Below are 18,749 nucleotides of genomic sequence, written 5' to 3'. Positions count from 1 at the left end.
AACAGCCAGTTCAAGTCAAAACCCGCCAGCGCCGCTGGCGGGGCTGGGGAATCAACCGGCGCTGGGCGCCAGGGTCTGTACGTGCTCGCGATAGCCATCGCGGGTCAGGCGAAAGCGCATCTGCAGCGTGTGTCCGGGCTGCACGGGGAAAGGCAGTTCCAGCGCGCTGCCCGGGTACAGGCTTCGCGACACGTCGTGCGCGGTGCAGCGCGCGCCATCGCAGTCGGCAATGCTGGTGATGCCCACGCGCACCGTGCCGGTGTTGCGCAGACGATTGCCTTCCACCTGTACCGCCATGGCGGGCTGCGCAGGCAGCACATTGACCAGTGCGCCCCAGACCAGGCTGACGCCGATGTTGGCCTGTGCGCGCTCGCCCTCGCCTGGGCGTTCGATCCCTTCAGGGCCACGCACACCTTCGAAGTACACGCGGTAGGCGGTTTCCTTCTCGACCGGCTGCAGCGGAATCACCCGGATCAGGCGATTGCCGCCACCTGCCAGCGCAAACTTGCCGGGGGTGATGGCGATGGCCGCTTCGCCGGGCTCGACCTCGACCTCCTGCTCATCCGCGCTGGCTGGATTGACGATGCGCTTGATCGAGGCCTGCACGTACTGCGGCTGGGTGGACTGCGAATAGATGCGGATCTGCGCACCCTTCTTTACGTCCACCGACGTGCGCATGGGGTGCACGGTGAGATTGGCGTGGACAGGCATCGCCATCAGCAGCGACAAGGGAAGCAGGCAGCGAATGAAAGGCTTCATCGGGGGCTCCATGGGAATCAGGGCGTGACAGTGGGAACGCGCAGTTCCACCTTGAGGTCGCCGTCGTAGTAACCGGGGCGTTTGCTGCTGACCGGCACGCGAGGGGTGTCCAGCGTCAATGGCGTGGGCACGCAGAACACCGGCTGCGTCATGCCGGGCAACAGCACCAGGCGCAGCTTTGCGGTATCGATGCCGTGCAGCAGCTGCTCCACGCCGTTGCGCAGCGGTATGGCGCTGCCGTTGTGATCGAGGGTGACGGTGTAGTCCACGCGCTGCGTGGCGTCGCTGCCGCCGTCGGTATGCCAGACCGAGTAGCCGGAATGCCCCGGAGGACGCGGCCCGCTGTCGCGCACGGTGACGCCCAGATACTGGCTCTGCGAGCCCAGTCCGTCGTACAGGCACATGTCGAGTTGGGCCCGACCGCCGACGGTCTGCGCGATCGGGTCGTACTGCAGGTTCAGGCCGACGTGCGGGGTGACCTGGTCGAAGAGCGGGAAGTAGATGGATACCGCGTTGTGGTCGGTGATGGAGAACTCGAATGCAAAGGTGTATTCGGCCAGCAACGAACCCGCGATTTCGCTGTACATGCCAAGCATCAGCTGTGCGCGCCATTTTCCTGCTACGAGCCGATTCAACTCAGAGACAGGGACTCGGAGGCTAGCTCCAATGCCGGCCGACTGGTCTCTCCCGCAAACATCGATGTCCGCAGCCCAGAGAGGCCTGATTACAGGTGCCCAGTAGTCCGACGAGCAGGCCTGCCCGGTCATGGGGCGGCGTCGGCTACCGATTGCTCGGATTTCCTCTCGCAGGCCAGATCTGGTTTCGATTGCCTGAATCCATATTTCTCCGGCTCCATGCAAGCTCGCCTCTGAGCCGAGCACAGGGCACTTGCCGTTGGATGATTCGCTAGCCGACGAGCAGACAAGATGGGATCTTGCGTAGGGGAGCCCGCCTGTGGATTGGTAGGCGAGCAATGTATCTGCTGCCCACAACTCGATGTCCCCAGGCATCGCAGAGCGGTCCCAGCTCATCACGATGTCGCGATGCTCGCTGGTCGGATGCGTCTCCGGCGGCTGCTGCGCCATCGCCCGTGGCGCCAACACCACCAGCGCGCACAGCACCGCCATCACCCACCACACCCGGCGGTTCACTGCGCACCTCCTGCTGCCGCGGTCTGCGGCGTGGCGGCAATCAAGGCCTGCTCCTGCAGCAGTCGCGTCACCCGTGCCTGATGGCGGATGTCGGCGGGCAGCTGTGCCACGGCCAGCGGTTCGCACTGCACGGTGCCCACCAGCATCACCACGCTGCGGCGCTCGCGCACCTGCAGCGGGCAGTGCAGCAGCCGGTCGTCCTGCAGCAGGTACAGGGTCTTTTCGCGTCGTGGAAAGTCGGCCACGAAGCCTCCGTTGCTGCCGGTGCCGGGCACCGGCGCGTTGAGAATGCGGGCGCCGCGCAGCGGTGCACCGGCAATGTCGTGGGCGTTGCCGATGAAGGTGTAGGTCACTTCAATCGGCACCGGCATGCGCACCAGCCGCCCGGGCGAGAGGAACAGCGGGCGCGCACCGCCCACACCGCTCACACGCACCGCGGCGATGCTGTCCAGTGCGCTGGCGTCCTGCACTTCAGCGCGGTGCGATTGGTAGGCGGACACCGGCAGCAGGCGGCGTTCGCCCAGCTTCAGGCGCTGCCGGCGCAGTCCGCCCACCTGCAGTTCGGCCGCAACGCCGGTCAGGTCCAGATCGTCGGTGCCATCCACCTGCACCGCCAGCCCGGCGTCGGCACCCACGCCTGCGCCCAAGTACAGCCCACGCGAGCCGATGGCCAGGCCGGAACTGTGCGTGGCGCTGTACGCCACTTCGTTGCCACCCTGGTGCTGGTAGCGCGATACCGTGGCACCGGTCTGGCCGATGCGGTTCTGCAGCTGCCCGCTGAGCGTGGCGCTGTAGCGTTCGTTGTTGTTGCCGCGCAGTTCGCCCGACACTTCGCGGTACTGGTCTTCGTATTCCTGGCGCAGGGTCTGGCCGGCGCTGTAGTTGACGTCCGGTCGTGCGTGCTGCGGCTGGCGCACATCCAGGCCGTAACGCCGCTGCGAACTGCCGCGATCACCGCGCTGCAGGCGGTTGAGGCTGACGTTGAAGTAGATGCCGCGGTCACGACCATCGCGCAGGCCGCCGCCACTGGTCTGCTGCCACACGCCGATGCGGCTGGAGACACTGAACTCGGCCCAGCGCTGGCTGCGGCTGTAGCTGGCCTGCCAGGTGCGGCTGAGCTGCGGCACGCGCGTGCGCTGTGGCACCCACGGCGGCAGCAGCGGGTCGAGCCCGGCCAGCGGGTCATCCTCCAGCCCTGGTTGCACGGTGCCTGCGCGCCAGGTCTGGCGGCGGGTGTAGGCCACGTAGGCGTTGCCGCCCGCCACCGGCAGCGCCATCGAGGCGCTGAGCGAATCAGCACAACCGAGCCGGTCGCGTGCGTCGTCCTCGAACTGGCAGGCACGGCCGCGCATGCGCTGGTGGTACACATTCCACGAGGCGCGGCGACGATACGAAAGCTGATGCTGCTGGCCACGGCTGCCATCGCTGCCGTGCATGCCGCCGAAAGTGCCGCGGATCTCCTGGGTGGCGAACACATGGCGCAGGTCCAGCCGCAGTTCGCCATAGCTGAAGCCGCCGAGGTCGGCGATGCCGGCCGTCACGGCCACGTTGCGCGATACCGGCACGCGCAGGCCGGCCATCGCTGCCAGCTCGTCGTTGAAACGGTCGCTGCGGCGCTCGTTACGGCGGCCACCCTGCATGAACCACTGCACGCTGCTGTCGGTCCAGTCGCCACCCTTGTCGAACGGCGCGTCCTCGCTGCGCACCAGCACGCCGTCTTCGTAGATGCGCAGGGTGACGGTGTAGTTGCCCAGCGGAAACCGGCGCGTATCGAGCTGGTTGATACCGGCCTGCAGGTAGAAGGTCTGCAGCAGGCGCTCGCCATCGAACGCATCCACCCGTGCATCGCGTGCCAGCAGCACGGTGAGCGGCGTGGCTTGTACGGCGGCCGCCGAATCCACGTAGGCCTGCGTGGTGCCCAGGCGCAGGCCCTGGAAGCGGTCCATCGGCAGCATGCTGAAGCTGAAGGTGCCGCCCTGCGGGCTGCTCAGGTTGCGGCGGTCCATGCGCCCGGCCTGCAGGTAGTGCTGCTGCCCCAGATCATGGCGGTAATAGGCGTTGTCCAGCTGGAAGTCGCGGTTGGCGCGGCCGCCGCGATAGTGCTGCTGGCTGAAGGTCCAATCGGCAGACAGGTGCCCGCGCTGCAACACGCCCAGCGCGCCCATGCCCTGCGCGGCCAGCGACTGGTAGGCGCGGCCGCCGCTGACGTTGAGCGTGTGCTGGTGCAGGAAGGCATTTTCGGCATTGGCGCTGACCTGGTGGTAGCGCTCGGCGGCTGGTTCGCCGGGAATCCATTGGCGGGCGACGAACAGGCGCACGGCGCCCTCGCCTTCGTCATACAGCGCGCGCACGGCGGTGGGCTCCTCGGGGGGATCGATGTAACCGCAACCGGCGCTGGCGCCACCGTAACGGCAGGCCAGATGGCTGTTGCGCGGCAGCGGCTGCGACAGCGCTGGCAACAACGCGGCCTGTGCCTCGGCGGGCAGCTGCAATGCCCGCAGCGCCTCGGCCGGGGCTTCCAGCTGCACGTGTTCCAGAGTCACGCGCACCGGCACCAGCCCGGTCGAGCGACCGAACAGGCGCACCTCAAGTTGTTCGGTCTGGCCTTCGACCAGATCCTCGAAACCGGCGGGAACGCCTCGCGCCGCGACCAGGGGCGTGGCCAACGACAGGGCGAGCGCGACCGCCAGCCGGGTGACGGCGGGTGCGGGAAATTTCATGGGGGTGTTACCGGAAGCGGCCGGCCCGGGATGCGGGCCGGCGCGGGCGCCTTACGGGCTGGCGGTCTTCTGCTGCATGGCGATGGTGACGATGCCTTCGTAGGTACCGCCCTTGGCGATCGGCGCCTGGGTGGTCTGCGCAATGCGCAGCGGCATCGGGATCGATGCGCCCGGCAGCGCGCCGTCGAACAGGTCGGAGGCGGTGAAGTCCTGTGCGGCCACGGTCAGCGCCTTGCCGTTGAGGCTGACGGTCAGTGGTACCGGGGCGCCGCTGCCATCGGTATTGAGCAGCTGCGGGGCGCTGCCGACGCGCACTTCGATGTCCTTGTCTTCGTCGTTGGAGTAGATGCGCACCTGCTGGGTCCAGGGCACCAGGCCGCTGACCGGGTTGTGGACCAGGTTCACGACGGAGTCCAGCGCGGTGCCATCGGCCTTCAGCAGGGCCAGGGTCGGGTCGACGTTGGCCCAGACCTTGATGTCGGCGTCGAACGCGTTGGCGGACAGCGAAACGGTGGCCAGCGCTGCAGCGAGCGTGGCCTTCTTCAGAATGGCGTGCATGTGTGTCTCTCTCGGACAGGGGGAATTTGAAAGCCCCCCTCCCCAAGGAGAAAGGGAGGGAGGCGCCGCCCGTGGAGGTGGTCACGGGCGACGAGAGAATGGTAGGTAGGCCTACCGCACGCAGGCCATGCAACAATTCCTAAATAGCTGGACGTTAAGAAGAATTCTTGAGGGCTTTCAATGTTTGAGGATTATGCAAATTTCCTCACGACTTGAATGCAAGAAACCTCATTGCGTTGCATTTGTGGCGTCGAGCGATACTCGACTGTCGCTTGAGGCGCACCGTGTGCGCATGAGTCGAGCACGGCTCGACGCTACGTGTAGAAATCGCGAACGACCTTCAATGCGCAGGCACCACGGCGACGTACTCCACGTCGATGTCGGTGGGCTTGAAGCGGTGCGTATCCACCTCACCGTGCAGCTCCACCACGGTGGTCGCGCTGACGGCCTGGTGGCTGGGCAGATCCTTGTCGTCGATTTCCACATCGATCTCGCCGGTGGCGTCCTTGAAGCGGTAGCGCTCGTGGCCGATCCTGGCCACCAGCGTGCCCCGCAACACCACCGGCTGATCGTCACGCTGGGCGCGCGCCTCGGCAACCGTGGTGACGGCATGGGTGGCGCCCGGGCCGGTGTACTGGGCAAAGGCCCCAGCGCTGAGCAGGCTCAACGTGGTGGCGATGAGCGCAAGGGTGAGTCGTCGGTTCATGGTGTTGTCCATGCAGGGATAAGTGCCCACAGCTTCCCTCGCCTCGAAAGTGACGCCCATGCAATAACTCCGAAAAGATGTGAAAACGACATCCCATGTCAGAAACCATTCATCGCGGACCCGACGCGTCTTTCAGGAATGATTCCATCGCCGCCACCAGGGCCAGCGGCGCCTCATTCATCGGGTAATGCCCGGCATCGGCCAGGACATCCATCGTGGCCTGCCGGTAGCGGCGCAGATGGGTGCGCTCCATCAGTGCACGGTTGAAGGTGGGATCGTGCCCACCTACCAGCACCTTCAACCGATGGTTGCCGACGACCTCGCTGCTGAAGTCGGTATCCGCCCACGCCGGAAGATAGGCAGCAAATGCCGCAGGTGACGCATGTGCCGCCGAATACGCGGCCTTCCAGTCGAGCCATTGCGCAGGCAGCCGTCCGCCGGTACTGCGATCGATGATGGTCCGGCGGATGCCGACGTCTCCGGTTGCCGCTTCAAGCAGGCGTCGCGTCGCAGCGTCGTAGGCAATGCCGCCGCAGGGCACCGGCGCAATGGCCACCATGCCGCGCACACGTTCCGGCGCAAGCACCGCCACGCGTTCAATGGCCATGCCGCCCATCGAATGACCTGCCAGGCTGAAGTGTTCAAGGCCGAGGGACGTCATCAGGTCCAATGCGTCGGATGCAATCTCGTCGATGGTGTAGGCCCCTTGCGCATCGCGCATGCCGCCGTAGCCGCGGCAGTCCATGAAGAAGTAGCTGAAGTCATCGCGTGACAGCCATGGCTCGATCGGCTCGAACGCGTGCGCGTCGCCAAACCAGCCATGCAGCACCAGGACAGCGTGAGGGCCGTGCCCCACGCGATGGAAAGTGTTGGCCATGGAGTTCCATTGCAGCTGAGAGGAGTGCTGATGCTAGGCAGCGCGGATCCGGCCCACTGTCGATGACGGGTCAATGACTATAGAATCCGGGCCATGCGCCATTCGCTGCTTGATCCGTACGAAGACCTGCCACGCGATGTCGTGGTCACCTCGAACGACTACGCAGCCGAGTTCACGTTTCCCCGCCATGCCCATCGACGCGGGCAGTTCGCGTTCGCTGCGCGCGGCACCATCAGCGTGACGACGCCACAGGGACGCTGGCTGGTGCCACCGCAGCGTGCCTGCTGGGTACCTGCAGGCCTGGCGCATGAGATGACGATGCGCGGTCCGGTGACGATGCTCAATGCCTTTCTCTCTGTCGGGACGGCGATGGCGGTGGCGCTGCCAATGCAGTGCCGCGTGTATGCGGTATCGCCGTTGTTGCGACAGTTGCTGGAGGCCGCCGTGGATCTGCCTGCGCTGTACGACGAGGACGGGCGGGCAGGCAAACTGATGCAGCTGCTGGTAGCGGAGATCGCGTCGATGCCGGCACTTTCCCTGCACGCACCCCTGCCTTCGGATGCACGCCTTGCACGTGTCTGCCGTGCCCTGTTCGATACTCCCTCGCTGGCGGCCCGCCTCAATGACGTTGCGGCCGACGCAGGCATGAGCCGGCGTACGTTCACCCGCTTGTTCCGCGCCGATACCGGGGTGAGTTTTGCCGAGTGGCGGCAGCAGGTGTGCCTGCTGGCGGCCATCGAGCGGCTGGGACAGGGGCAGGCGGTGACCCGTGTGGCACTGGACCTTGGCTATGCAAGCCCGAGTGCGTTTTCCGCGGCCTTCCGGCGTGCGATGGGGTGTTCGCCGAGCCGGTATGCGCAGTCGTAGTTCAGCTACCGCGTCTTGCTTTTGTAGCGTCGAGCAGGACTCGACGCTACAGACACATGCTCACGCACGACGGGATGGCATCAGGCCGCCGTGCGGCGGCCTGACGGGTCCCACTCAACGATGCAATCTCAGAAGAAGATTGCGTACAGGATCAGCAGCGGAATCGGCACGCCCAACAGCCAGAGCAGAATCATTTTCATCTCAGGTCTCCTCATTCAAAGGTCGCGGCGGCGGCCGCCCCAGGTGGCGCTGAGGCTGGCGAAGAACGCGCCGATCAGCAGGGTGATGAACAGCCACAGCGCGGCATACGCTGCGGCCTTGCGGGCATCGTCGGCCGCCTGCTTGGCGGTGGTCTTTGCCTTCTCCAGCGCGGCACGCATGCGCGTCTGCACATCGGTCACACGGGCCTGCGCTTCGGCCGGGCTCATGCCGGTCTCGCGCGCGATCAGCTGCGAGAGGTACTGGCTGTCGGCCGGGTCCAGGCCCTCGCCCTGCAGGCTGTTGACGATGATGCGGTTCACTTCGGCGCGGACTTCGCGGCGGTCGCCCACCGGGCCGTTGCCCGGCATCGGGCGTGGCGGCGGACCCATGCGCGCGTCGCGCGGGCCGACACTAGCGGCCGGCGGCGGCGGCGAGGGAGCATTCGGATCCATCGGCGCACCCGGCGGCGGCGCTGTCGGATCAGACGGCCCTGCGCTGGTCGCGCTGCGGAACAGCGAATCGACCCAGTAGTTGAGGTCGCCTTCCGGAGCCGCGCCGGCAGCGCTACCGGCACCTGCGGCGGCAACGCCGGCCGTGGATGCGGCAGCGCCCGCAGTGGCGCCGGCCACCTTCGCGCCCGTGCCGAGCACGCCGCCGATGGCCGAGGTCAGCAGGCCCGCAGTCAGCAGCGTGGCCACGGCCCACGACACGAAGCCGTGCGCGGTATCGCGGAAATAGGTTTCATCGCCATGGATCTGTGTCCATTTGGTGCGCAGGCGGCCAGCCAGGTAGCCACCCAGGCCGGAGGCGGCCAGTGCGGTGAAGGTGAGCCAGGCGATGCTGGACCACCCGAAGGTTTCCTTGCTGACGCCTTCGAACGACCACGGCGACACCGAGGAGAGGCCAAGGCCGACACCGAGGATGAGCAGGATGAGGGAGAGTGCGGCGGCAGCGGCGGCACCGGCGAAAATCGCGCCCCAGGAAACGGCGCTTTCGCAGGGAGGCGCGACGATGGGGGCGGTGACGACAGTGGCGACGTCGGGACCAAGCGGGCCGCGCTCGGGTGGGTCGAATCGGGTACTCATCGGGATGGACGCTCCATTTCAGGTGCTGCGGATGCAGCTGGCGTCCTGAGGCTGCGCGAGCGGTCGTGAAGCTGGCGAGACCCTTGAATCACGCGGTCTTGGCGCGGTGAAGCGCGTGCCAACCAAGGTTGGCACCTACCGAAGGCGGATGCGGTGGTAGATCCACGCCATGCGTGGACGATTTTTCCCGGGCGCCGAAATCGTGCGGACCAACGGTCCGCACCTGCCAGGTCCGCGCAAAAAGAAACGCCCCGCGGATGCGGGGCGTTCTTCTCACGAATGACCTCGGGCGATCAGCCCTGGTAGTCGCGCACGTCGCTGCCGGTGTAGACCTGGCGCGGACGGCCGATCTTCATTTCCGGGTCGACCTGCTGTTCCAGCCAATGCGACACCCAGCCGGAGGTACGGCCCAGGGCGAACATGACGGTGAACATTTCGGTCGGGATCTGCAGCGCCTTGTAGATGATGCCGCTGTAGAAATCGACGTTCGGGTACAGCTTGCGGGCGACGAAGTACTCGTCCTGCAGCGCGGCCTGTTCCAGCTTCACGGCCACGTCCAGCAGCGGATCCTGCACGCCCAGCTGCTTGAGCACCTTGCTGGTCATCTCGCCGATGACCTTGGCGCGCGGGTCGAAGTTCTTGTAGACGCGGTGGCCGAAGCCCATCAGGCGGAAGCCGGAGGTCTTGTCCTTGGCCTTGACCACGGCGGACTCGACGTTGTCGGCAGTGCCGATCTCTTCCAGCATCTTCAGCACGGCTTCGTTGGCACCGCCGTGGGCCGGACCCCACAGCGCGGTGACGCCAGCGGCGACCGACGCGTACGGGTTGGCACCGGTCGAACCGACCAGGCGCACGGTCGAGGTCGAGGCGTTCTGCTCGTGGTCGGCGTGCAGGATGAACAGCAGGTCCAGCGCCTTGACCACGTCCGGGTTCAGATCGTACTGGCCGTCAGCCGACTCGAAGGTCTGCTTCAGGAAGCGGCTGACATAGTCCAGCGAGGTGTCCGGCTTGTTGGCCGGCAGGCCCTTGCCGTGGCGGTAGATCAGCGCCGACAGGGTCGGCACCTTGGCGATCAGGCGCACGGCGGCCTGGCGGCGCTGTTCGGCGTCGGACAGGTCCAGCGAGGCGTGATAGATGCCCGACAGCTGCGCGATGGCGGCGGTCAGGATCGCCATCGGATGGGCATCCTTGGCGAAGCTGCCGATCAGGGTGTTGATCGAATCGTCGACGTTGGCTTCGGCAGCCAGCTCATCGGTGAAGGCCTTCAGCTGCTCGGCGCTCGGGCGCTCGCCGTTGATCAGCAGGTAGGCCACTTCGACGTAGCTCGACTTTTCCGACAGCTGTTCGATCGGGTAGCCGCGGTACAGCAGCACGCCCTTGTCGCCGTCGATGTAGGTGATGGCGGACTTGCAGCTGGCCGTCGCGGTGAAGCCGGAATCGTAGGTGAAATACCCCGTTTCCTTGGTCAGCTTCGCGATGTCGACGCAGTCGTTGCCAAGGGTGGGTTTGATGACGGGCAGAACGACCGACTTATCGCCGGCGTTGAGCGTGACCTGATCAAGATCGGACACTGTGTGCGCTCCTTCATGGGAAGGCGCCTGCCCAAGCGCATTGGTCAGGCACGTGAATGACGTCCTCGGCCTGTGCCGGGGATCAGGTCATTATCGCACAGCAGCATTTGCCCGGCGCTAGACAGAAGTCGTATACGACAGGCGACCAGACGCCGGCCGTTGAGCGGCCCGGATCGGCAAAAGTGTTGTCACACGAACGCAGTGTTCCGTCCATCCAAACGCCCGTTGGGTTGGCGTTGGGGAAAAACAAACGGCCGCGCAGAGCGCGGCCGTTGGTTCGAAGCTGGATCGACAGATCAGCGCGCGTAGCGCTTCTGGAACTTGTCGATACGGCCCGAGGTGTCGATGACCTTGTGCTTGCCCGTGTAGAACGGGTGCGAAGCCGAGGAAATTTCAACCTTCACCAGCGGGTAGTCGTTGCCGTCTTCCCACTTGATGGTTTCCTTCGTCGCCATGGTCGAGCGGGTCAGGATCTTGAAATCGGAGGTGACGTCATGGAAGACGACGTCGCGGTAGTTCGGATGGATATCGGCCTTCATGGGCTCACACCGTAAATGGGCTGGTGGTCAAGAGCGGCATTATAAGCACCGGTTGCCGCTCGGGGCAACCGGTGCGGGTCAATCGGCTTCAGTCCGCGCCCAGGGCCTGGCGCACCAGGGCCTCGAAACGCTGCTGGTCGTAGGCCATCAGCAGATCGCAGTTGTCCGGCTGGCCGGTCTGGCGGTTCCAGTCGACGATGGTGGCGCCGCGGCTGAACGTGCCGTTCAGCTCCACGTTCAGCGGGCGCGACTCGACCCGCAGCTGCCCTTCCGGGTTCAGCGCCCAGGCCATGGCCACCGCATCGGCGGTGTACCAGCGGCCGCCCTTGCTGTCTTCGGACAGGCCACGGGTCTTGCGCGAGATCAGCTCGTAGAAGCGGGCGCGATCGGAATCGGCCTGCAGCCACTTCTCGGCGTCCTGCAGCGGCAGGCCATGGGCGACGGTAGCTTCCCAGTCCGACACCAGCAGGTGCTTGAACGAGGTGAACACCACGTGCGCCGCTTCCGGGTCGAAGGCGATGTTGAATTCGGCCGCCGGGGTGATGTTGCCGTGGCAGGTGACCGCGCCGCCCATCACCACGATGCGCTTGATGCGCTGTGGCAGGGTCGGGTCCAGCTTCAGTGCCAGTGCGAGGTTGGTCAGCGGGCCGAGCATCACCAGCATCAGTTCGCCGGCGTGCTCGTGCGACAGGCGCAGGATGGCCAGTGCGGCGTGCTCGGCTTCGGCCTGGCGGCTCGGCGGCGGCAGGTCCACGTCGCCGTAGCCGTCACGGCCATGCACGTGGGCAGCGTCAACGGAGGGATGCAGCAGCGGATCCGGGCTGCCGGCAAACACCGGCACGTCGGCGCGGCCGACGATGTCGCAGAGCTTGAGGGCGTTGCGGACGGTGTATTCGAGGCCGACATTGCCGGCGGCGATGGTCAGGGCGACCACGTCGTGCCGTTCATCGGCGAAGGCCATCAGCAGGGCCAGGGCGTCGTCCACACCGGGGTCGGTGTCGATCAACAGCGGGATCTTGTGGGTCATCGTTGCCGTCTTCAGATCGGCAACGAAGTGTGGACCGGGATGATGACCGTTGCAAGTACGGGGTGTTGGGGTTCTGGCAGGGCTGCGCCCTGCACCTGCCGAATCAACGGCAAAGGCCAGAGCGACCGCAGAAGCTGGTTTCCTGGGGGATGGCGGGGTGGGTCCGGTTGCGGGGGACGCTGCAAGTACGTCCATGTAAGCTCGGTCGCCGCATCCATGCGGCTCACGCCCCCGCAACCGGACCCACCCCGCCTTCGACAGTTCTCCGCAGCTGTTGGTGGTGTCGACCTTGGTCGACACATCCACGCAATGCGTGGATGAACATGGAAATGATCGAAAGCGATGTCTGTAGAGTCGAGCCATGCTCGATTCACGCGCGCAGCGCGAACGGCAGCCGAGCATGGGCTCGGCTCTACAGGGATCAGGCCGAGGCGTAACGCACGGCGGTGCCGATCCAGCGCTGCACCACGCGGTCGGCCAGCGTGGGTTGCTGGGCCAGCAGGCGCTCGGCCAGGTCGTGCACGCCGGGCAGCAGGCCGGCATCGCGGGCCAGGTCGGCGATGCGGAAACCGGCCAGGCCGGTCTGGCGGGTGCCGAGCAGTTCGCCGGGGCCGCGCAGTTCCAGATCCTTTTCGGCAATGACGAAACCATCGTTGGTTTCGCGCATGGTCTGCAGGCGCTCGCGTGCCATCTGCGAGAGCGGTGCCTGGTACAGCAGCACGCAGCGCGACACCGCCGAACCGCGGCCAACACGGCCGCGCAGCTGGTGCAGCTGGGCCAGGCCGAGGCGTTCGGCGTTCTCGATCACCATCAACGAGGCGTTCGGTACGTCCACGCCCACTTCGATGACGGTGGTCGCCACCAGCAGGTCGATCTGCCCGGCCTTGAACGCCACCATCGTGGCCAGCTTTTCCGCAGCTTTCAGGCGGCCATGCACCAGCCCCACGCGTACGCCAGGCAGCAGCGCCTGCAGCGATTCGTAGGTGGCCTGCGCGGGCGTGGCGTCCAGCTCTTCGCTTTCCTCGATGAGCGTGCACACCCAGTACACCTGCCGCCCTTCCTGGCAGGCCAGGGCGATGCGCTCGATCAGCTCCGGGCGACGATCGTTGTTCAATGCGACGGTCTGCACCGGGGTGCGGCCCGGCGGCAGTTCGTCGATGGCCGAGACATCCAGGTCGGCGTATTCGGACATCGCCAGCGTGCGCGGAATCGGTGTTGCGGTCATCACCAGCTGGTGCGGCACGCTGTTGCCGCCTGCGCCCTTGTCACGCAGCGCCAGCCGCTGGTGCACGCCGAAGCGATGCTGCTCGTCGACGATGGCCAGGGCCAGGTCCTGGAACACCACCGCCTCCTGCATCAGCGCGTGGGTACCCACCACCACCTGCGCTTCGCCGCTGGCGACCTGCTCCATCACCTTGGCGCGCGCCTTGCCGGTGACCTTGCCGGCCAGCCAGGCGATGCGCACGCCGAGCGGTTCCAGCCAGCCGCGCAGATTGTTGAGATGTTGTTCGGCCAGCAGCTCAGTCGGTGCTGCCAGCGCAACCTGTTTGCCCTGCTCCACCGCCAGCATCGCCGCCAGCGCGGCGACCACGGTCTTGCCGGAGCCGACATCGCCCTGCACCAGCCGCAGCATCGGGCTGGGGCGCGCGAGGTCCTCGCGGATCTGCTTGAACACGCGCGCCTGTGCGCCGGTCAGGGCGAACGGCAGCTGCTTCAACAGCGCCTTGGCCAGCTTGCCGGGGCCGGCCAGCGGCGGCGCATGATGCGCCTGCAGCGCGATACGCTGGCGACGCAGGCTGAGGTGATGGGCCAGCAGCTCTTCCATCGCCAGGCGACGCTGCGCTGGATGAGTGCCGGCCGCCAGCGCGGCCAGGTCGGCATCCGGCGGCGGCCGGTGCACGGTCAGCAGCGCACTGCGCAGCGACGGCAGGCCGAGGCCATCGAGCCAGCCGCTGGGCAGCAGTTCCAGCGTGCCTTCCTCGGGCAGGCGGTCCAGCGCCTGGCCGATCAGCTTGCGCATGGTCATCGGGCCGACGCCTTCGACGGTGGGATACACCGGGTCGAGGCGGTCACCGAGTTCGGGATCGTCGTTGCGGCCCAGTACCTGGTAGCTGGGGTGGACGATTTCCAGGCCGAGCTGGCCCGGTTTGGGCGTGCCGAAGCAGCGCAGCCGGTTGCCGACCGCGAACTGGCCGACCTGCTGCTGGCGGAAGTGGAAGAAGCGCAGCACCAGGGTGCCCCGCCCTTCGTCTTCCACTGCCACTTTCAGCATCGGCCGGTAGCGCATGCCGCGCTCGACCGCGACCACCCGCCCTTCCACCTGCGCCGGCACGCCGTTACGCAGGTCTTCGATGCGGGTCAGCCGGGTCCGGTCTTCATAGCGCAGCGGCAGATGAAGCCAGAGATCCTGCAGGGTGGCCAGGCCACGCGCCTGCAGTTTGGCGGCCACGGCCGGACCGACGCCCGCGAGCATCGCCAGAGATGCTTCGCCGGACGGTGACAGAACCGGGGTGACCGCCGCCTTGCGTGCCACGTGGCGGTCAGTCGATGACCATCACCGCGTCGACCTCGAAGTTGGCGCCCTTCGGCAGGCCGGAGACTTCGATGGTGGAACGGGCCGGGTACGGGGCCTGGAAGTAGTCCTGCATGACCGCGTTGACCTTGGCGAACTCGCCCAGGTCGGTCAGGTACAGGCCCAGGCGCACGACCTTGTCCAGCGAGCCGCCGGCGGCTTCGGCCACGGCCTTGAGGTTGTCGAAGGCGCGGCGGGCCTGTGCTTCGACGTCACCGGCGCCGACGATGTCGCCGGTGGCCGGGTCGAGCGGGATCTGGCCGGAGAAGTACACGGTGTTGCCGGCGCGCACGGCCTGCGAGTACGGGCCGATGGCGGCGGGAGCCTTTTCGGTGTTGATGATCTGGCGGGACATGGGTCGCTCCGGTGCTTGGGGGAAAACAGAGCGCTGATTGTACCGGTTGGGGGTGCATCCACGCATGGCGTGGATCTACGGCAATCCGGTCATGTGATGCGCCGTCTGTAGAGCCGAGCCCATGCTCGGCTGCCTCGGGCTGGAGCAGCCGAGCATAGGCTCGGCTCTACAGAAAGCATCCACCCATGGCGTGGCTCTACTGCCGGCGTACCGATTGCACGACCGACAGGCGGCGCAGGCGGCGCATCACTTCGGCCAGGTGGTTGCGGTCGCGTACCTGGATGTTGAACGCCAGCACGGCGGCGTTGAAGTCGCGGTCCAGGTAATCCACGCGCTCGATGTTGGAATGGCTCTGCGCGATGGCGGCGGCCAGCTGCGCCAGCACGCCGGTGCCGTTCTCCACTTCCACCACCAGCGAGGTGTCGTAGTCGCCGGAAACGGTGGTGTCCCAGCCGATCGGCACCCAGCGCTCGGGCGACTTGCGCAGCTCGGCCAGGTTCGGGCAGTCCATGCGGTGCACCACGATGCCCTTGCCGGCGGTGTGGTAGCCCATGATCTCGTCGCCGGGAATCGGCTGGCAGCAGCCGGCGAAGGTGACCACGCCGCGCTCGCTGCCGTTGATCAGGATCTTTTCCTGCGAGTGGTGGCGCGAATGCGGGCCGCCACGCAGTTCGGCGTAGGCCATCAGCGCCTGCGCGGCCTGGGTCGGCATCCAGTTGCCCAGTGCGACCTCGGCCAGCAGCGCCTCCAGGCGTGGGAAACGATGCTCGGCCAGGAACGCATCCAGGCGCCCCTTCGGCAGCCGTTCCAGCGACGAATCCATCGCTTCCAGCGCGCGGTCGAGCATGCGGTGGCCCAGCTGCACGGCGTCCTCGTGCTCCAGCTGCTTGAGCTGGTGGCGGATGGCGGTGCGCGCCTTGCTGGTGACCACGAATTCCAGCCACTGCGGTTTCGGCGTGGCCGAGCGTGCGGTGATGATCTCCACCGACTGGCCCGACACCAGCTTGGTACGCAGCGGCACCAGTTTCTTGTCCACGCGCGAGGCCACGGCCATGTTGCCGACGTCGGTATGCACGGCGTAGGCGAAATCGAGCGCGGTGGAGTTGCGCGGCAGCGCCAGGATCTTGCCCTTCGGGGTGAACAGGTAGACCTCGTCCGGGAACAGGTCGACCTTGACGTTGTCGAGGAACTCCAGCGAGGAACCGGCAGCACGCTGCGAATCGATCAGTTCGACGATCCAGGCGTGCGCACGGCTCTGCGCACTGTTGGGTGAATCGCCGCCGAACTTGTAGGTCCAGTGCGCGGCCACGCCGCGTTCGGCGATCAGGTCCATTTCCTCGGTACGGATCTGCACTTCGATCGGCGAGCCATACGGCCCGAACAGCACCGTGTGCAGCGACTGGTAACCATTGGCCTTGGGAATGGCGATGAAATCGCGGAAGCGGCCATCCAGCGGCTTGAAGGTGGCATGCACCGACCCCAGCGCGTGGTAGCAGCTGGGCACGCTGCGCACGACCAGGCGGAAGCCGAACACGTCCATCACCTGGTCGAAGGATTTGTTCTCGTCGCGCATCTTGTTGTAGATGCTCCACGGCGTCTTGATGCGGCTGACCAGGCGGTGCTCGATGCCTTCCTTCGCCAGCCGCTGCGACAGCTGAACTTCCACCTGTGCCAGCGCTTCACGGCGTACCACCGGCTGGCTGCGGATGTGCTTTTCCAGGATCGCGTGGCGCCACGGATACAGCGCCTTGAAGCCCAGGTTCTGCAACTCGCTCTTGACCAGGCTCATGCCCAGGCGCTGGGCGATGGGCGCATAGATCTCCAGCGTCTCGCGGGCGATGCGGCCGCGCGCTTCGCGGCTCTGCGCGCCCAGCGTGCGCATGTTGTGCAGGCGATCGGCCAGCTTGATCATGATCACGCGCAGGTCGCGCGACATTGCCAGGAGCATCTTGCGGAAGCTCTCGGCGGCCGCTTCCTGGCGGTCGCGGAACTTCAGCTTGTCCAGCTTGGTCACGCCGTCGACCAGTTCGGCCACGGCTTCGCCGAACTCGGCAGCCAGCGCCTCACGGGTCAGCGGGGTGTCTTCGATGGTGTCGTGCAGGATCGCGGCGATCAGCGCTTCCACGTCCAGGCCGAGCTCGGCCAGCACCTGGGCCACGGCCACCGGATGGGTGATATAGGGCTCGCCCGACTTGCGCGTCTGCCCAGCGTGCGCGGCGGCTCCGACTTCCCAGGCGCGGCGCAACAGCGGCAGCTGTTCCGGCGGCAGGTAATGGGCGGCGCGTTCAAGCTGGAGGACGTAGTCGGGTACGGCGGCAGCGGGGGCTGCGGCGACCTTGGCAGTGGGGCCTGGGTTCATGCCCGAAGCCTATTCCAGCGCGACGTTTACGGCAAATCCTGAATGCGAAACAGCCCGCACGGGGCGGGCTGTTCGGCGATCCAGCAATGACGTTGATCGATGCGATCAATCGTCGTTCTTGGACATGTCTTCGTCGGCGACCACTTCGGCGGCGGCCCACTCCAGCGCTTCGCGCTCGGCGCGCTCACGCTCGGCCTTCTCGACTTCGTCGATCAGCGCGTTGTCGATCTTGCGGGCGGCGATTTCGCGCAGCGCCAGCACGGTCGGCTTGTCCTCGGTCTCGCTGTTGTCCAGCGTGGCCTGCACGCCGTTGGCGAGCTGGCGGGCACGCTTGGAAGCCATCATGACCAGTTCGAAACGGTTGTTAACGACTTCCAGGCAATCTTCTACGGTGATGCGGGCCATACGGGCTCCCGGCGACCGGTCGGCCGCTCAGTCGAATGAGGGAAAGGGGACGGAGTGTACTGGCAGGGGCTGGACAAAATCAAGCCAACCCTCACCCGATTCTTTTGGAATCAGTCAGTTGCGCCCGAATCAGGGGTCAACAGGGCCTGGATCAGGCCGGCGTGGCGGACCTTCTGGGCCTCCCGGCGCAGGCGGCTGGCGGTGAAGATGGCGCACAGCTCGTCCACGGCGGTGTCGAACACCTCGTTGACGATGACGTAGTCGAACTCGTTGAAGTGCAGCATCTCGTCACGGGCCGCGCCCAGGCGCTGGGCGATGACCGCCTCGCTGTCCTGGCCGCGCTTGCGCATGCGGTCCTGCAGGGCCTGCTTGGACGGCGGCAGGATGAACACGGTGACCGTGCCCGGCACCAGCTGGCGCACCTGCTGCGCGCCCTGCCAGTCGATCTCCAGCAGCACGTCCTGGCCGGCGGCCAGCTGCGGTTCAACTGATTGGCGGGCGGTGCCCTTCCAGTCGCCATGCACCCAGGCATGCTCGAAGAAGTCGCCGGCGGCGATCATTTCCTCGAACCTTTCCGCAGAGACGAAATGGTAGTGCTGGCCGTTCACTTCACCCGGGCGCATCGCACGCGAGGTGAAGGAGATCGACAGGGCGATCTGCGGGTCACGCGCCAGGGTGGCATTGACGATGCTGCTCTTGCCGGCACCGGACGGGGCGGCAACGATGTACAGCGTGCCGCGCGCAACGGCCTCCGACGGCTTCGACGGTGCGCTCATGCGGGGGATCCAACGGGTTGATTTCGCAAAATTTTTCCTCGATGTTCCAGATCCGGCGCGGAGGATCGCGCCAGGACGGCGGGGGCTGCGCGGAACATCCTGGAACCAGGCCCGGCAGACGCTTTCCCCGGGGTGCGGGCACGCAACTTTACCAGAGCCGCCCCGTTGCGCGCCCGCCCGGCAGGCGCCGGGCCTTGTGCCACATGGGCGTGCGGGGGCCT

Annotated in this window: 16 protein-coding genes; 1 reads left to right on the top strand and 15 read right to left on the bottom strand. The window is 66.5% G+C overall.

The annotated features are described in order from the left end of the window. Positions 1–51: 51 nt before the first annotated feature. The 6 genes from RI032_RS12905 to RI032_RS12880 form a co-directional block, all read right to left on the bottom strand. Positions 52–759, bottom strand: coding sequence for a pilus assembly protein (locus tag RI032_RS12905; RefSeq protein ID WP_322547101.1), 708 nt, complete (start codon positions 757–759; stop codon positions 52–54). 17 nt (positions 760–776) lie between these two features. Then, on the bottom strand, positions 777–1,769 hold the full coding sequence (locus RI032_RS12900; RefSeq protein ID WP_322548271.1) for a CblD like pilus biogenesis initiator family protein: 993 nt from the start codon (positions 1,767–1,769) through the stop codon (positions 777–779). Between the two features lie 137 nt (positions 1,770–1,906). Then, on the bottom strand, positions 1,907–4,630 hold the full coding sequence (locus tag RI032_RS12895) for a TcfC E-set like domain-containing protein (RefSeq protein ID WP_322547100.1): 2,724 nt from the start codon (positions 4,628–4,630) through the stop codon (positions 1,907–1,909). Between the two features lie 51 nt (positions 4,631–4,681). Further along, entirely contained in the window at positions 4,682–5,188 is a 507-nt protein-coding gene (locus RI032_RS12890; RefSeq protein WP_049453695.1) for a CS1 type fimbrial major subunit, read from the bottom strand. Between the two features lie 340 nt (positions 5,189–5,528). Beyond that, positions 5,529–5,894 carry a NirD/YgiW/YdeI family stress tolerance protein gene (locus RI032_RS12885; protein WP_029379914.1) on the bottom strand — a complete coding sequence of 122 codons (366 nt, stop codon included), beginning with the start codon at positions 5,892–5,894 and terminating at the stop codon, positions 5,529–5,531. Between the two features lie 109 nt (positions 5,895–6,003). Then, a complete protein-coding gene (locus RI032_RS12880; RefSeq protein WP_322547099.1) occupies positions 6,004–6,771 on the bottom strand; it encodes an alpha/beta fold hydrolase in 768 nt (255 codons plus the stop codon). Between the two features lie 93 nt (positions 6,772–6,864). Here RI032_RS12880 and RI032_RS12875 point away from each other — a divergent pair, with 93 nt between their 5' ends. Next, positions 6,865–7,638: an AraC family transcriptional regulator gene (locus tag RI032_RS12875; RefSeq protein ID WP_322547098.1), complete on the top strand. Its 774-nt coding sequence runs from the start codon at positions 6,865–6,867 to the stop codon at positions 7,636–7,638. Between the two features lie 215 nt (positions 7,639–7,853). Here the strand turns inward: RI032_RS12875 and RI032_RS12870 are convergent, their stop codons facing one another. The 9 genes from RI032_RS12870 to gmk form a co-directional block, all read right to left on the bottom strand. Further along, complete coding sequence (locus RI032_RS12870; protein ID WP_057502244.1) at positions 7,854–8,924, bottom strand: hypothetical protein; 1,071 nt, start codon at positions 8,922–8,924, stop codon at positions 7,854–7,856. Positions 8,925–9,217: 293 nt separating this feature from the next. Next, positions 9,218–10,495 (bottom strand): citrate synthase, encoded by a 1,278-nt coding sequence (locus RI032_RS12865; protein ID WP_019338763.1) that lies wholly within the window; start codon positions 10,493–10,495, stop codon positions 9,218–9,220. Between the two features lie 296 nt (positions 10,496–10,791). Beyond that, the gene (locus tag RI032_RS12860) at positions 10,792–11,034 is read right to left on the bottom strand and encodes a type B 50S ribosomal protein L31 (protein WP_010484049.1); all 243 of its coding nucleotides are present in this window, start codon (positions 11,032–11,034) and stop codon (positions 10,792–10,794) included. An 88-nt stretch (positions 11,035–11,122) separates the two neighbouring features. Next, positions 11,123–12,061: a nucleoside hydrolase gene (locus RI032_RS12855; RefSeq protein WP_010484048.1), complete on the bottom strand. Its 939-nt coding sequence runs from the start codon at positions 12,059–12,061 to the stop codon at positions 11,123–11,125. Between the two features lie 421 nt (positions 12,062–12,482). Beyond that, complete coding sequence (gene recG, locus RI032_RS12850) at positions 12,483–14,594, bottom strand: ATP-dependent DNA helicase RecG (protein ID WP_143994200.1); 2,112 nt, start codon at positions 14,592–14,594, stop codon at positions 12,483–12,485. A gap of 7 nt (positions 14,595–14,601) precedes the next feature. Continuing rightward, positions 14,602–14,988, bottom strand: coding sequence for a RidA family protein (locus RI032_RS12845; RefSeq protein ID WP_005410875.1), 387 nt, complete (start codon positions 14,986–14,988; stop codon positions 14,602–14,604). Positions 14,989–15,184: 196 nt separating this feature from the next. Then, positions 15,185–17,347, bottom strand: coding sequence for a RelA/SpoT family protein (locus RI032_RS12840; RefSeq protein ID WP_010484045.1), 2,163 nt, complete (start codon positions 17,345–17,347; stop codon positions 15,185–15,187). A 105-nt stretch (positions 17,348–17,452) separates the two neighbouring features. Further along, positions 17,453–17,752, bottom strand: a complete 300-nt coding sequence (gene rpoZ / locus RI032_RS12835) for a DNA-directed RNA polymerase subunit omega (RefSeq protein WP_005410877.1) — start codon at positions 17,750–17,752, stop codon at positions 17,453–17,455. Between the two features lie 110 nt (positions 17,753–17,862). Next, a complete protein-coding gene (gmk, locus tag RI032_RS12830; RefSeq protein ID WP_322547097.1) occupies positions 17,863–18,528 on the bottom strand; it encodes a guanylate kinase in 666 nt (221 codons plus the stop codon). Positions 18,529–18,749 lie beyond the last annotated feature (221 nt).

The sequence above is a fragment of the Stenotrophomonas geniculata genome (assembly GCF_034508895.1).
GTDB lineage: Bacteria > Pseudomonadota > Gammaproteobacteria > Xanthomonadales > Xanthomonadaceae > Stenotrophomonas > Stenotrophomonas geniculata.
Note: the sequence above shows the minus strand (reverse complement) of the source record. Positions and strands in the feature narration are given on the sequence as shown.